Source organism: Embleya sp. NBC_00896 (assembly GCF_045207785.1).
In the GTDB taxonomy this organism is placed as follows: domain Bacteria; phylum Actinomycetota; class Actinomycetes; order Streptomycetales; family Streptomycetaceae; genus Embleya.
Genome location: NZ_CP108776.1, coordinates 6,049,996 through 6,063,505 on the forward strand (window position 1 = coordinate 6,049,996; position 13,510 = coordinate 6,063,505).

Genomic DNA, 13,510 nt, shown 5'->3' on the forward strand with positions numbered 1-13,510 from the left:
CAGGCCGAATTATCATCGCCCAATGAGCCAATCCATCGCCCTCGATCCGATCGACCTCGGCATCCTCCGCGCTCTCCAGAACGATGCCCGGATCAGCAACAAGGCGCTCGCCGCCGAGGTCGGGATCGCCCCCTCGACCTGCCTCGACCGGGTGGCCCGGCTGCGCTCGGCCGGCGTGGTCAAGGGCTCGGTGACGGTCGTCGACGCGGCCGCGCTCGGCCGCCCGTTGCAGGCGATGCTCGCGGTCCGGGTCCGCCCGCACCACCGCGCGGTGCTCAACCCGTTCGTTGGCCACGTGCTGAAGCTGCCGGAGACCCGCGCGCTGTACCACCTCGCCGGCCCGGACGACTTCCTCGTCCACGTCGCCGTCGCCGACGCGACCGGACTCCAGCGGCTGGTCGTGGACGGCTTCACGTCCCGTACCGAGGTCACCCAGGTGCACACGATGCTGATATTCCAACAGTGGCAGGGCGGTCCGCTCCTCCCGCCCGACCTACAGGGCCCGCCGCGGCGTCTGACGGCGGGTTGACCGGCCGAGGACGCCCTCTCGGCGCTCGGCCTCAGCCCCGACGGGCACCCGGCCGCACGCCCTAGCCCTGCCGCGCGGACAGCACGACGCCGACCGCGACCGTCGACGCGGCCACCACCCCGGCCAGCGGCACTGCGGCCTTGCCCGCGAACGTGCACAGCAGGACCAGCAGGGTCGCGGTCGGCAGCACCATCTGCTGTACCCGCCCGCGCTTGTGGTGCCGCGAGTGCAGCGCCCACGTGGTGAGCATGAACAGCGCGGCCGGGACGGTGACACACGCCGACGCCGCGACCGTGGAGATGTGCGCCTCGCCGACCGCCTGCTCGATCGCCACCTCCAGGCCCGCGCCGATCGCCGCCGCGGACCCGAAGATCACGTAGTGGCCGTACCCCCACAGGAAGGCCTGCCGGTTGGAGCCCAGGTAGCCGTGGATCGGCACCGCGAAGTAGATCCAATAGGCCGCGAAGACGATCAGCAGACCACCCGCCGCGATCGGCAGCAGCTTGCCGAGCGCGGCCGAGTCGTCCACCGCGGTCTGGATCGCGATGGTCGCCGCGGACACGCTCTCGCCCAGCATGATCAGCGTGAACAGCCCGTACCGCTCGGCGATGTGATGCGGGTGCCAGCTCGTCGGGCGATCGCGCTCGGCGATCGCCGGCACCGCCATCTCGGCGATCGCGAGCGGCACGAAGCCCCACTTCCAGGCCGCGTCCGGGAGCAGCAGGAGCACGACCCAGCCGATCTGGACGAGCACCAGGCCCGCCGCGTAGCGCAGCGCGGTCCGGCGCGCGGCCGGGTCGGTCTCGTCGTGCGCCGCCCGCAGCCACTGGAACGTCAGCGCGACGCGCATGATCAGGTACCCGACGATGGCGACCGCGTAGTCGCCGTCGAACGCGCGCGGCACGCCGGCCGCCAGCACCAGGACCCCGGTGATCTGGCAGAGCGTGGCGACCCGGTACAGCGGGTCGTCGCAGTCGTACGCCGACGCGAACCACGTGAAGTTGACCCACGCCCACCAGATCGCGAAGAACACGAACATGTACCCGGTGATCCCGTGCCCGGGATGCCCCTCGGCCAGCGAGTGCACGAGCCGACCGCCGGCCTGGGCGACCGCGACCACGAAGGTCAGGTCGAAGAACAACTCCAGCGGCGTGGCGGCGCGGTGCGGCTCGTCGCTGCTGCGGGACGTCATCCGCCGCAGAATCGCGTGCGGTCGCCGCGCGTGCGGGACACCGGCGGCATCGCTCACAGGGCAGGTCCTCTCGATCCGGGCGTGATCATGCGCGGAGATTATCCGAGCGGCTTCCGCAAACCCGGCAGATCCGGCAAGGCATTCGCGCCAACCCGCCTCGACCCGACCGAGCCGGGACCCGCCTCGACCCGTCCGGGACCGACGGTCCGCCCCTCCCGGCCCCTCCGCTACCCCGCCGACAGCACCGAGGGATCCAACCCGTCGACCCGGGTGTGCCCGGACAGCGCCATCGACAGGTCGAACTCGGCCAGCAGGCACCGGAGTACGTGCCGAACCCCGTCCTCGCCGCCGAGCGCGAGCCCGTACACGTACGGCCGCCCCACCAACACCGCACGCGCCCCGAGCGCGAGCGCCTTCAGCAGGTCGGACCCGGTGCGTACGCCGCTGTCGAAGAGCACCGCCAGATCCGCGCCGACCGCCTCCACGACTCCCGGCAGCGCGTCCAACGCGCCGATGGCGCCGTCGAGTTGGCGCCCGCCGTGGTTGCTCACCACGACCCCGTCCATGCCCGCGTCGCGGGCCCGGCGCGCGTCGTCCGGGTGCAGGATGCCCTTGAGCACGATCGGCCCGGTCCAGTTCTCGCGCACGAACGCCAGGTCGTCCCACGTCTTGCCGGGATCGGCGAACATGGTCGCCCAGTGCGCGATCGCCGCGAAGGGATCCTCGGCGATCGGCTTGCTCAGCCCGGCCAGGAAGGCCGGATCGCTCAGGTAGTTCGCGATCCCGATCTGTCGCAGGAACGGCAGGTACGCCTGATCGAGGTCGCGCGGCCGCCACCCGAGCAGCCACGTGTCCAACGTGACCACGAGCGTGTCGTACCCCGCCGCCCGGGCCCGGGCCAGCAGGCTCACCGTCACGTCGGGATCGCGCGGCCAGTAGAGCTGGAACCAGCGCGGACCCGTGCCGGACGCGGCGGCGACCTCCTCCAGCGTGAACGACGACGCGGTGCTGAGCACCATCGGCAGGCCCAACCCCGCCGCCGCCCGCGCGGTGGCCCGCTCCCCCTCGGGGTGCACGATCGACTGCACGCCGACCGGCCCGAGCAGCACCGGCGCGGGCAGGTGGGTACCGAGCACCGAGCACGACAGGTCGCGGGTCCCCACGTCGCGCAGCATCCGCGGCACGATCCGCCGCCGGTCGAACGCCTCGCGGTTGGCCCGCATCGTCGCGCCGGTCCCCGCGCCGCCCGCGACGTAGCCCCGCGGTCCCGGGTCGAGTCGCTCGACGGCGGCCTCCTCCAGGGCGGTCGCGTCGACGGGGTAGGCGGGCGTCTCTCCGGTCAGCAGTGCGTTCAGATAGATCGAGTCCTGGAACGCGGAGTAGGGACCATCGGCCACGGCTGCACCCTTTCACCGAGTGGGAGTCCGACGATCCCGCACCGGGCCGGTCGCGGGAAGGGCCGAACGAGCGAGAACGGTCGAACGGACATCGGGGCAGACTCACCCGTATGGCACCGCGACTCCGCACCCGGCCGCGATCGACGCGACGCCGGTGCGACGCCGGCGCTGTATCGGCGCGATATTGCCTCGGCGGAAGCGAGACAGCAGGCCCTTGTCTCCTGTGAAATGTCACACGACACAGAAGCGGCCCGGGGACGGCCCGGGAATGACGACCCGGGGACGGCCCGGGAATGATTTGGGGAGGAATCCGCATGACCCGCACCACCCGGATCCCGGGGATGGCACTCACGGATCACACGTTCGTCGTACCGCTCGACCACTCCCGCCCCGACGGGCCGACCATCGAGGTCTTCGCGCGCGAGGTCGTCGATCCCACCGCCGTCGACAAGGACCGGCCGTGGTTGTGCTTTCTCCAGGGCGGCCCGGGCGGCAAGTCGCCGCGGCCTAACCGGGCGACCGGCTGGCTCCAGCGCGCGCTGCGGACGCACCGCGTGCTGCTGCTCGACCAGCGTGGCACCGGCCGCAGCACACCGGTCACCCCGAGCCTGGCCGCGCGCACCGCGCCCGAGGAACTCGCCCACCTGCTGCGGCACATGCGCGCCGACGCGATCGTCGCCGACGCGGAACTGATCCGCCGTCAGTTGTGCGGCGACGAACCGTGGGAGACGCTCGGGCAGAGCTACGGCGGGTTCATCACGCTCGCCTACCTCTCGCAGGCACCCGAGGGGCTGAAGTCGTGTTACGTCACCGGTGGCCTGATCGGGCTCGACGCGAGCGCGGAGGACGTCTACCACCGCACGTACCCGCGCGTGCGGGCCAAGAACGCCGAGTACTACGCGCGCTACCCGGGCGACGTCGAGCGGGTCCGGCGGCTCGCCGATCACCTGGCCGCCAACGATGTCCGACTGCCCGACGGGGACCGGCTCACCGTGCGCCGGCTCCAGTTCCTCGGGACACCGTTCGGGATGGGCGACGGCTACGAGCGCGTGCACTGGATGCTCGACGAGGCGTGGGACGGCGACCGGGTCTCCGACACCTTCCGCACCGCGGTCATGCACGCCACCGCGCTGACCGACCAGCCGCTGTGGGCGGTGCTCCAGGAGCCGATCTACGCCCAGGGCAAGGTCGCCACCGGCTGGGCGGCGGAGAAGGTGCGGAGCGGGCTGCCCGAGTTCGCCGAGAGCGCCGACCCGCTGCTGTTCACCGGCGAGATGATGTACCCCTGGATGTTCGAGGAGTTCGGGTCGCTGCGCCCGTTCCGCGAGGCGGCCGACCTGCTCGCGCGCCACGACGACTGGCCGGTCCTGTACGACGTCGAACGGCTGCGCGAAAACACCGTCCCGGTGGCCGCGGCGATCTACTTCGACGACATGTACGTGGACGCCGACCTGTCCCTGGAGACCGCCAAGCGGGTCGGCAACCTGCGCACGTGGGTCACCAACGAGTGGGAGCACGACGGCTCGAACGTCTCCGGCGGCGCGATCCTGGACCGCCTGATCGACATGGTCGCGGGCAAGCTCTGACGGTCCGGTCCGGTCCGGTCCGGTCCGGTCCGGACCGGACTCGTGGGCGAGGGGACCGGGCCCAGGCTCGTGGGCGAGGAGCCCGGGCACTGCCCGGGCTCCTCGCCCACGAGATCACTCCGGCTGGTTCGGGTCCGCCCACAGATTGCGGACGTGGCCGATGTGCCGCGCCATCACGGCCTCGGCCCGGGCCGAGTCGCCGGTCGCGAGCGCGTCGAGCAGTTCGAGGTGCTCGAGCGCCGACGCGGTGAGCCGGCCGTTCTGCGCGAGGCGGGACAGGCCGTACAGGCGCGAACGCTTGCGCAGGTCGCCGACCACCCTGACGAGGTGTTCGTTGCCCGCCAGGGAGAGCAGCGACAGATGGAAGCGGCGGTCCGCCTCCACATACCTGATCAGGTCGCCCGCCTCGGCCGCCGTGACGATCTCCTCGGCGACCGGGCGCAGCAGGGCCAGCTGTTCGGGCGTGACCACGCTCGCCAGGCGGGCCACGACCGGCACCTCGATCAGCGCGCGCACCTCGGTGAACTCGTCCAACTCGCGGTCGGACAACTCGGTGACCCGAAACCCCTTGTTGCGGACGGCCTCGACCAGACCCTCGTTCGCGAGGTCCAGCATCGCCTCGCGGACCGGGGTCGGCGACACGCCGAACTGCGCGGCGAGTGCGGGCGCCGAATAGACCACACCGGGTCGCATCTCGCCCGCGATCAACGCCGCGCGCAATTCTCGTGCCACCCGATCCCGCAGGATCGGCCGATCGTCGAAGGACGGCAGCGCGAGCGCTCCGTGTCCCGTGTCCATGGTGCCTCCTACCGCCATGCTACTGACGGTCGATCACCTCGGGGGGCCGGATCGGGACCGAACCGTGGGCAATCGCGGAGTGTGACGCACGCGCGGCCTCGGTCACAGCCGGAATCCGGCCGGGAACGGGTCCTCGGGATCGAGCAGGTACTGCGCCGTCGCGGTGATCCAGGCCCGCCCGGTGACCATCGGGATCACTGCCTCGCGCCCGCCGACCGAGGCCCGCTCCACCAGCCGGCCGTGGAACCGGGTCCCGATGAACGACTCGTTCACGAACAGCTGACCGATCGTCAACTCCCCGCGCGCGTACAACTGCGCCATCCGCGCGCTGGTCCCGGTGCCGCACGGTGAGCGGTCGAACCAGCCGGGGTGGATCGCCATCGCGTGGCGCGACAGCGCGGCGTCCGAGCCCGGGGCGAGGAACTGCACGTGGTGACAACCCGAGACGTTCGGGTCCTCGGGATGCACCGGCCGGGCCTGTTCGTTGATCGCCGCCATGATGGACAGGCCCGCGTCCAGGATCCGCGTCCCCTCGGCCCGGTCGAAGGCCAGGCCGACCTTATCGAGCGGCAGGATCGCGTAGAAGTTGCCGCCGTAGGCCATGTCGTACGTGATCGCGCCGAGCCCGGGCACGTCCACCGTGGCGTCCAACTCGTGCGTGTAGGAGGCCACGTTGCGGATCGTGACCGAGCGCGCGGCGCCGTCGGCGACCTCGACCTCGGCGATCACCAGGCCCGCCGGGGTGTCCAGGCGCACGGTCGTGACCGGCTCCACCACCTCGACCATGCCGGTCTCGACCAGGACGGTCGCGACGCCGATCGTGCCGTGTCCGCACATCGGCAGGCACCCCGACACCTCGATGAACAGCACGCCGTAGTCGGCGTCCGGACGGGTCGGCGGTTGCAGGATCGCGCCGCTCATCGCGCCGTGCCCGCGCGGCTCGTACATCAGCAGTGTGCGGATGTGGTCCAGGTGGGCCATGAAGTGCACCCGTCGTTCGGCCATGGTCGCGCCCGGGATCACTCCGATGCCGCCGGTGATCACCCGGGTCGGCATGCCCTCGGTGTGCGAGTCGACCGCGTGGTAGACGTGTCGTGAGCGCATCAGCCCAGCCCCTCCGCAAGTGCCTTCTCGGTGAACTCTCGTACGGACGCCGCCTGTTCCGGCAGCAGCGGCAGTCGCGGCGCCCGGCACGGACCGCCTCGGCGTCCCGCGAGGTCCATCGACAGCTTGATCGACTGCACGAACTCGGTGCGCGAGTCGAGCCGGAGCAGCGGATGCAGCAGGCGGTACAGCGGCTGCACCGCGCGCACGTCGCCGCTCGTGGCGGCCCGGTACAGCTCGGCGCTCGCCTGCGGGAAGGCGTTGGCGTAGCCCGCGATCCAGCCGACCGCGCCGGCCAGGCCGAGCTCGAGCGCGACATCGTCGCTGCCGATCAACACGTCCAGGCCGGGCGCGAGTTCGGCCACCTCGTAGGCCCGGCGCACATCGCCGGAGAACTCCTTGACCCCGACGATCAGACCCTCCTCGTACAGGTCCGCGAGGAGCCGGGGGGTCAGGTCGACCTTGGTGTCGAACGGGTTGTTGTAGGCGACGATCGGCAGGCCGGCTCGCGCGACGGTGCGGTAGTGGTCCACGACCGTACGGTCGTCCGCGCGGTAGGCGTTGGGGGGCAGCAGCATGACCGCCTGCACGCCGGCCTCCGCCGCCTGCTCGGTCCAGCGCAGCGCCTCGGCCGCGCCGTACGCCGCGACGCCCGGCAGGACCCGGTCGCCGCCGACCGCCTCGACCGCGACCCGTACCACGCGGGCTCGTTCCTCTGGGGTGAGCGACTGGTACTCGCCGAGCGAACCGTTGGGGCAGACCCCGTCGCAGCCGGAGTCGACGAGCCAGCGCACGTGTTCGGCGTACGCGTCGAAGTCCACGGACAGGTCCGCGCGCAGCGGCAGCGCGGTGGCCACCACGACGCCGTGCCACGGCTTGCGCTGCTCGGGGGTCGGTGGTGCCGAGCCGGTATCGGTGCTCGTGCCGGTCATGGCGCTCCTTGGGCTAGGTCTCCGAGACGGATGGGCTGGGCGATCGGTCGGGACGGGGGAGCGGGGGTGATCGGGCGGTCCAGCGCATCGGCCAGTACGCACGCGGTCGCCTCGGCGCACATCCGCCCCTGGCACCAGCCCATGCCGGCGCGGGTGAGGAGCTTGACCGCCCGCACGTCGTCGGCGCCGCTGCGCACCGCGTGCGTGATCCGGTCGCGGGTGACCTCCTCGCACCGGCACACGAGGGTGTCCGCGCCGAGCCAGGTCAGCCACCCGGGCCGGACCGGGTACAGCTCGCGCAACCCGGCCGCGAACCGCGTCAGCCTGGCGCGCCGCCGGAGCAGCCCGCGCGGCGGTGTCCGCCCGGCGATCGCGTAGGCGCTCAACTCGCCTTCCACGGCCGAGAGTTGGGCCCCACCGATGCCGGTCGTCTCGCCGGCGGCGTACAGCCCCGGCACGCTCGTCGCCTGCCGCGCGTCGACCGTGACGAAGCCGTCCGGCGTGTTCGCGCAGCCGAGCTGCGTCGCGAGTTCGAGCTGTGGTGTGAAGCCGTAGCCCACCGCGAGCGTGTCGCAGGCGAGTTCGTACCCGGTCCCGGGCCGGGGCCGCCAGTCGGCGTCGAGCCGGGCCACGGTGACCGCCCGGAGCCCGGCGTCGTCGCCGCGCGCGGCGATCACGGCCCGGCCGGTGAGGTAGGGGATGCGCCGACGGGCCAGCGCGGCCGCGTATCCGGCCGCCTCCACGACGCGCGCGGGACTGTGCGGTGCGAGCGCGGCGGCGCGCGGGGTGGGCCGGGCGGCCTCCAGGACGCCGAGCACCTCGACGCCGGCGTCGGCGAGCCCGACGGCGACCGGCAGCAGGAACGGCCCGGTGCCGGCCACCAGCGCCCGGCGGCCGGGCGCGACGCCGTTGCCCTTGAGCAGGGCCTGCGCGCCGCCGGCCGTGAAGACGCCGGGCAGGTCCCACCCGGGGAAGGGCAGTTGGCGATCGTAGGCGCCGGTGGCCAGCAGCAGTCGGCGCCCGCGCACGGTGACCGGGCGGGTGTCCCGCTCGCCCGCCGCGGCGTGCACCGCGAAGTGGTCGTCCGCGCGTTCGAGCGCCCATACGCGGTGGCCGGCCAGGTGCTCGACGGTGTGCAGCCGGGCGAGCGCGGGCCAGTCGGGTGCGTGGCCCGCGCGGTGGCGGTGATACTGCCCGCCCGCCCGGGAGTTCGCGTCGACCACGGCCACCCGCAGGCCGAATCGGGCGGCGGTCACGGCGGCGGTGAGGCCGGCCGGGCCGGCGCCGATCACGACGAGGTCGTGGGTCATGTCGTGGTCACCTCGTCGCCGGGGCGTGCGGTCACGAGGCAGGCCCGCAGCGACGGCGTGCCGTCCACCGTGACCAGGCAGTCGAAGCACACCCCGATGCCGCAGAACAGCCCGCGCGGCTTACCCGCGAACCGGGTCGTGCGCCACGACCGGATCCCGGCGGCGATCAACGCGGCGCCCACGGTCTGGCCTGGTTCGACGGGTACGCGGCGCCCGTCCACGGTGATGTCGAACGGCGGACCGGACGGCGGCCCGGACGGACGGGATGAAGCGGATGAACCAGACGGCCCGGACGGCCCGGACGGACCGAAGAGCCGATCGGCCGGCGGGCCGGACGACGGCTCGAAAGGTGGCTCGAAAGGCGGTTCGAGCGGGGCGGGGTCGTGCGCACCGGTCACGCGGGCACCTCCGCGAAGCGGGTCGGGGCGAATGGGGTGGGGTCGAGCTCGTAGCCGTCCCCGGTCAGCGCCTGTGCGATCAGCAGGCCCGTCGCGGGCGCCAGACCCACGCCGGCACCCTCGTGGCCGCACGCGTGCAGGAGGCCGGGCACGCGGGGATCCCGGCCGATCACCGGCAGATGGTCCGGGCAGTACGGACGAAAGCCCTGGTAGGCGCGGAGCACCGACGCGCCGGCCAGGATCGGGAACAACTCGATCGCCTGCGCGGCCAGGCGGCGCAACACCGACACCGGGAACGACCGGTCGAAACCGACCCGTTCGCGACTGGCGCCGATCAGGATCGGCCCGGCGGGGGTGCCCTCGACTACGCCCGAGGAAGCCAGGTCCGCGTCGTCGCTCGCGACGTCGGCGGAATAGGCCGCCGCGTACACCTTGTGCCGCACGATCGGCGGCAGCGGCTCGGTCACGAGCACGAACCCGCGCCGCGGCAGCACCGGCAGGGTGACCCCGGCCAGCGCGGCCACCTCGCCCGACCAGGTGCCGGCCGCGTTCACGACCGCGCCTGCCGTGAGGTCGCCGCGCGAGGTGCGCACGCCGGTCACCCGCCCGTCCCGCCCGCGCAGGAAGCCGGTCACGGCCACTCCGGTGTGCAGCCGGACTCCCGTGCGCAGCAGCGCGGCGGCGGCCAGCGCGGGCTGGACCTGGGAGTCCTGCGGATAGTGCGTGCCGCCGGCCAGGCCGCGGGCCAGGTGCGGTTCATAGGAGGGGAGTCGGTCGGTCGGGACGGGATGCGCGGTGACCCCGCACGCGCGTTGGGCGGCGGCCGTCGCGGTCATCGCGGCTTCCTCCGCCGCGGTCCGGGCGACGATCAGGCCGCCCTTGGCCTCGTACTCGAAGTCATCGAGTTCCCGGGCGAGTTCGCCCCAAAGGCGCAGCGAGAGCAGGGCCATGGACAGCTCCGGGCCCGGCTGCTTGTCCGAGACGAGCAGGTTTCCCTCACCCGCGCCGGTGGTTCCGCCCGCGACCGACCCGCGATCGAGGACGGTGACCGACAACCCGGCTCGCGCCGCGAAGTGGGCACACGCGGCACCCACGACCCCGGCGCCGATGACGACGACATCACTGGAACGGAGTTCGCTCACCCCGGTAAAATGTCACATTGCCCTCACGAGGTAAAGGGTTTACCGGCTTCGGTTCGTCCGGTTTCGGCTCCTCGGGGAGCATTCCGCCGTCATGGAGCCCCGAAAAGGTACCCCACCACCTGTGATGACTACACAGTGTCATGGTCGAAGTGCGAACGGTGTCGGATGATGTGAGAGTGGTCGGTGACCGCTCATCGGTTCTCCGTAGGAGGAGATGGCCATGCCCAAGCAGAAGCCGAAACCGCACCTGCAGGACAAGAGCACGTTGTTCGTCGAGGCCGAGAGTGCGCACTCCGCACCGGCACCGTCAGCGGAGACTGCCGCGACCCACGAACCCCGCACCCCCAAGACCGAACGGCGTGCCAAGGGCAGCCGCCCGAAGGGCCGTTCACGGCACTGAGACAGATGTCGGCGTCCGCTGACGCCGGCCCGGACACTTCGCGGATGCCCGGGGGAGGGGCGTGCGTCCCACACCGCCCCGCCCGGTACGCGCCTGGAGGCCCTGCCGATCTCGCATCGGCAGGGCCTTCGGCGTGGGCCGGCCCCGGCGCGCTCGCGGTTCGGCTGAAGACACGCCCTACGGGCGGGTCGGGCCGTACGTGCGCCCGGTCTTCGTGGACACCCGGCCGAACAGGGCGCGCGGGGTGATCCTCGCGAGGCCCACGACCGCCTTGTAGCGGATGTCCGGCACGCTCACCGTCCGGCCCAGGGCGAGGTCGCGCACGGCCGCCGCGACCACGCGATCGGCGTCCAGCCACATCCAGTTCGGGATGTTCGACGTGCCCATGCCGGCGCGCAGGTGGAACTCGGTCCGCACGAAGCCCGGGCACAACGCCATCAACCGCACGCCGCTGCCCGCGAGTTCGTGCGCCGCGCCCTCGGTGAAGCTGACCACCCACGCCTTGCTCGCGCCGTACGTGCCGCGCGGCAGGAAGGCCGCGACCGACGCGACGTTGACAATCCAGCCGCGACCGCGCTCGCGCATCGCCGCGCTCGCGGCGGTGGTCAGCCGCAGCACCGCCTCGCAGTGCACCTTGAGCATCCGCAACTCGTCCGCCGTCGACGCGTCGAGGAAGCCGCCCCTGTTGCCGAAGCCGGCGTTGTTGATCAGCACGTCCACCGGCGCGGATCGATCCGCCAGCCGGGCCTCGACGGCCGCGATCCCCGTGTCCAGGGACAGATCGGCGGCCAGCACCTCCACCCGCACGCCGTGCTCGTCGCGCAGATCGCGGGCGTGCTCCGCCAGTCGCTTCTCGTCGCGGGCCACCAGGACGAGGGCGTGCCCCTCGTGGGCGAGTCGCCGGGCGAACGCGGCACCGATGCCCGCCGTCGCGCCTGTGATCAGTGAGGTCGTCATGCGGTCAGCGTAGTAAGGGGGAACGGGCCCGCCGGTCGGGCACGGGGCCGGCTCCGGGTGCGGCCTCCTGGAACAATGGGCGCAGGGGCGGATCCCGGAAGGAAGTACGCGATGGCGGCTGCGGCGCGCAAGGTCGGCGGACTCGTTCCGCCCGCGCGGGGGACCCGACCGCACAATCGCCGCGAGTTGATCCTCCTGGCGGCGGCCGACCTGTTCTACCGCCGGGGCTACGCCGACGTCGCGATGAGCGACATCGCGGAGGCGGTGGGCATGGGCCCTTCCGCGCTGTATCGGCACTTCCGGAGCAAGCAGCAACTGCTCATGCAGGTCGTGCTCGATGGTGTCGCACCCGTTCGGGAGGCGCTGGCCCGGAGCGACGTCGACGATCCGGACACCGTGCTGCGCGCGGTCGTCGCGGTCACGCTCGACCATCGCGAGGTGGGGGTGCTGTGGCAGCGCGAGGGCCGGCTGCTGCCGCCGGAGGAACGGGCCGAGGTTCGCCGCGAGGTGCGCGCGATCACGGCCGTGGTCGCCGGACTGATCCGGGACGCCCGGCCGGAACTCGACGCCGCGCAGTGCGAATTGCTCGCGTGGTGCGGCCTGGGCGTACTGCTCAGTCCGTCCTTTCACCGGGTCGAGCTACCGCGGCCGGAGTACGTCCGGCTGCTCGTGGAACTGGGCCGGGCCGCGGTCACCGCGCCGCCGGCGGTCGTGGGACCGCTAGCGGCCGGCCCGGTCGGGGCCGGCCGCATCGTGCTGCGGTCCCGGCGCGAGGCGCTGCTGACCGCCGCCGCACGGTTGTTCGCCGAGCAGGGCTACGCCGGCGTGGCCATCGAGGACATCGGCGCGGCGGCGGGCATCGCGGGCCCCAGCGTGTACAACCACTTCGAGAGCAAGGCCGAGTTGTTGTCGGCGGCGGTGACCCGGGGCATCGAGTGGCTGCTCATGGACATGACGCGCGCGCTCGCCGGTGCCCAGGACCACGCGGCCGCGCTGCGCGTACTGCTGCGGTCGTACATCCGCTTCGCGGCCGGGCACAGCGATCTGGTCTGCCTGCTCCTCGCGGAGGTGTCGCACCTGCCCACGCAGGCCCGACACCGGGCCCGGCAGGCGCAGTTGGAGTACCTGACGGAGTGGACCCACCTGCTGTGCGCCGTGCACCCGGAGTACGGCGCCGCGGTCGCGCGGATCCGGGTGCACGCGGCCCTGACCGCGATCAACGACGTCGCGCGGACCCGGCAACTGCGGGACACGGCGGGCGTGGCACAGACGTTGGAGGCGGTCGCGTCGGCGGTGCTCGGGTTGGCGCCGCGACCCGCCTCCGCGTAGCTCAGTGGTCGCAGTCGACCCAGCCCCGGTCGCCGTCGGTGTAGGTCTGGTGCTTCCAGATCGGCACCCCGTGCTTGATTCGTTCGACCAGTTCGCGGCAGGCCGCGAAGGCCTCGGCGCGGTGGGCGGTGGCGATCGCGACGGCGATCGCGGTGTCGCCCACCAGGAGGTCGCCCACCCGGTGCAGCGCGGCGATCGCGAGCACGTGCGGATCGTCGGCCGCGAGCCGTTCGGCGATCTCGCGCATGCGCTCCGCGGCCTGCGGATGGGCCGAGTAGGACAGCGCGGTCACCCCGCGGCCCGCGTCGTGGTCGCGTACGGTCCCGACGAACACGGACGTGCCGCCGGCGGCCGGGTGGGTGACGGCGGCGAGCACCTCGTCGACGCGCAAGGGGGTGTCGCGGACGGCGGTCAGGCGTACGACCGGGGAGGTCAC

The 13,510-nt window shown here is 72.8% G+C and carries 14 protein-coding genes; 4 read left to right on the forward strand and 10 right to left on the reverse strand.

Annotated features, from left to right (window positions below; genetic code table 11):
* Positions 1–22 precede the first annotated feature (22 nt).
* Positions 23–529 (forward strand): Lrp/AsnC family transcriptional regulator, encoded by a 507-nt coding sequence (locus OG928_RS27380; protein WP_406288463.1) that lies wholly within the window; start codon positions 23–25, stop codon positions 527–529.
* A gap of 61 nt (positions 530–590) precedes the next feature.
* Here the strand turns inward: OG928_RS27380 and OG928_RS27385 are convergent, their stop codons facing one another.
* Together OG928_RS27385 and OG928_RS27390 are read right to left on the reverse strand one after the other, a co-directional pair.
* Positions 591–1,721 carry a low temperature requirement protein A gene (locus OG928_RS27385; protein WP_406288466.1) on the reverse strand — a complete coding sequence of 377 codons (1,131 nt, stop codon included), beginning with the start codon at positions 1,719–1,721 and terminating at the stop codon, positions 591–593.
* A gap of 227 nt (positions 1,722–1,948) precedes the next feature.
* Positions 1,949–3,118 carry a lactate 2-monooxygenase gene (locus tag OG928_RS27390; RefSeq protein WP_406288468.1) on the reverse strand — a complete coding sequence of 390 codons (1,170 nt, stop codon included), beginning with the start codon at positions 3,116–3,118 and terminating at the stop codon, positions 1,949–1,951.
* A 314-nt stretch (positions 3,119–3,432) separates the two neighbouring features.
* Here OG928_RS27390 and OG928_RS27395 point away from each other — a divergent pair, with 314 nt between their 5' ends.
* Positions 3,433–4,704 carry an alpha/beta fold hydrolase gene (locus tag OG928_RS27395; protein ID WP_406288470.1) on the forward strand — a complete coding sequence of 424 codons (1,272 nt, stop codon included), beginning with the start codon at positions 3,433–3,435 and terminating at the stop codon, positions 4,702–4,704.
* A gap of 114 nt (positions 4,705–4,818) precedes the next feature.
* On the opposite strand, the gene OG928_RS27400 is transcribed toward OG928_RS27395, so the two are convergent.
* From OG928_RS27400 to OG928_RS27425, 6 genes are all read right to left on the reverse strand, one after another.
* On the reverse strand, positions 4,819–5,502 hold the full coding sequence (locus OG928_RS27400) for a GntR family transcriptional regulator (RefSeq protein ID WP_406288472.1): 684 nt from the start codon (positions 5,500–5,502) through the stop codon (positions 4,819–4,821).
* Positions 5,503–5,604: 102 nt separating this feature from the next.
* On the reverse strand, positions 5,605–6,606 hold the full coding sequence (locus tag OG928_RS27405; RefSeq protein ID WP_406288474.1) for a proline racemase family protein: 1,002 nt from the start codon (positions 6,604–6,606) through the stop codon (positions 5,605–5,607).
* Positions 6,606–7,538 carry a dihydrodipicolinate synthase family protein gene (locus tag OG928_RS27410; protein WP_406288477.1) on the reverse strand — a complete coding sequence of 311 codons (933 nt, stop codon included), beginning with the start codon at positions 7,536–7,538 and terminating at the stop codon, positions 6,606–6,608. Before OG928_RS27410 ends, OG928_RS27405 begins: the two co-directional genes overlap by 1 nt.
* Entirely contained in the window at positions 7,535–8,848 is a 1,314-nt protein-coding gene (locus OG928_RS27415; RefSeq protein ID WP_406288478.1) for an FAD-dependent oxidoreductase, read from the reverse strand. Before OG928_RS27415 ends, OG928_RS27410 begins: the two co-directional genes overlap by 4 nt.
* Entirely contained in the window at positions 8,845–9,075 is a 231-nt protein-coding gene (locus OG928_RS27420) for a (2Fe-2S)-binding protein (protein ID WP_406291256.1), read from the reverse strand. Before OG928_RS27420 ends, OG928_RS27415 begins: the two co-directional genes overlap by 4 nt.
* Before the next feature lie 167 nt (positions 9,076–9,242).
* Positions 9,243–10,388 (reverse strand): NAD(P)/FAD-dependent oxidoreductase, encoded by a 1,146-nt coding sequence (locus OG928_RS27425; RefSeq protein ID WP_406288481.1) that lies wholly within the window; start codon positions 10,386–10,388, stop codon positions 9,243–9,245.
* A 220-nt stretch (positions 10,389–10,608) separates the two neighbouring features.
* Here OG928_RS27425 and OG928_RS27430 point away from each other — a divergent pair, with 220 nt between their 5' ends.
* Complete coding sequence (locus OG928_RS27430; RefSeq protein WP_406288483.1) at positions 10,609–10,788, forward strand: hypothetical protein; 180 nt, start codon at positions 10,609–10,611, stop codon at positions 10,786–10,788.
* A gap of 177 nt (positions 10,789–10,965) precedes the next feature.
* Here the strand turns inward: OG928_RS27430 and OG928_RS27435 are convergent, their stop codons facing one another.
* On the reverse strand, positions 10,966–11,745 hold the full coding sequence (locus OG928_RS27435; protein ID WP_406288484.1) for an SDR family NAD(P)-dependent oxidoreductase: 780 nt from the start codon (positions 11,743–11,745) through the stop codon (positions 10,966–10,968).
* A gap of 111 nt (positions 11,746–11,856) precedes the next feature.
* On the opposite strand from OG928_RS27435, the gene OG928_RS27440 reads away from it, so the two are divergent.
* Positions 11,857–13,074 (forward strand): TetR/AcrR family transcriptional regulator, encoded by a 1,218-nt coding sequence (locus OG928_RS27440; protein WP_406288486.1) that lies wholly within the window; start codon positions 11,857–11,859, stop codon positions 13,072–13,074.
* A 1-nt stretch (position 13,075) separates the two neighbouring features.
* Here the strand turns inward: OG928_RS27440 and OG928_RS27445 are convergent, their stop codons facing one another.
* Entirely contained in the window at positions 13,076–13,510 is a 435-nt protein-coding gene (locus OG928_RS27445; RefSeq protein ID WP_406288489.1) for a molybdenum cofactor biosynthesis protein MoaE, read from the reverse strand.

Coding starts and splice junctions, on each gene's coding strand:
- OG928_RS27380 (WP_406288463.1), top strand. CDS start 23: ATGAGCCAATCCATCGCCCTCGATCCGATCGACCTCGGCATCCTCCGC.
- OG928_RS27385 (WP_406288466.1), bottom strand. CDS start 1,721: ATGACGTCCCGCAGCAGCGACGAGCCGCACCGCGCCGCCACGCCGCTG.
- OG928_RS27395 (WP_406288470.1), top strand. CDS start 3,433: ATGACCCGCACCACCCGGATCCCGGGGATGGCACTCACGGATCACACG.
- OG928_RS27400 (WP_406288472.1), bottom strand. CDS start 5,502: ATGGACACGGGACACGGAGCGCTCGCGCTGCCGTCCTTCGACGATCGG.
- OG928_RS27405 (WP_406288474.1), bottom strand. CDS start 6,606: ATGCGCTCACGACACGTCTACCACGCGGTCGACTCGCACACCGAGGGC.
- OG928_RS27410 (WP_406288477.1), bottom strand. CDS start 7,538: ATGACCGGCACGAGCACCGATACCGGCTCGGCACCACCGACCCCCGAG.
- OG928_RS27415 (WP_406288478.1), bottom strand. CDS start 8,848: ATGACCCACGACCTCGTCGTGATCGGCGCCGGCCCGGCCGGCCTCACC.
- OG928_RS27430 (WP_406288483.1), top strand. CDS start 10,609: ATGCCCAAGCAGAAGCCGAAACCGCACCTGCAGGACAAGAGCACGTTG.
- OG928_RS27435 (WP_406288484.1), bottom strand. CDS start 11,745: ATGACGACCTCACTGATCACAGGCGCGACGGCGGGCATCGGTGCCGCG.
- OG928_RS27440 (WP_406288486.1), top strand. CDS start 11,857: ATGGCGGCTGCGGCGCGCAAGGTCGGCGGACTCGTTCCGCCCGCGCGG.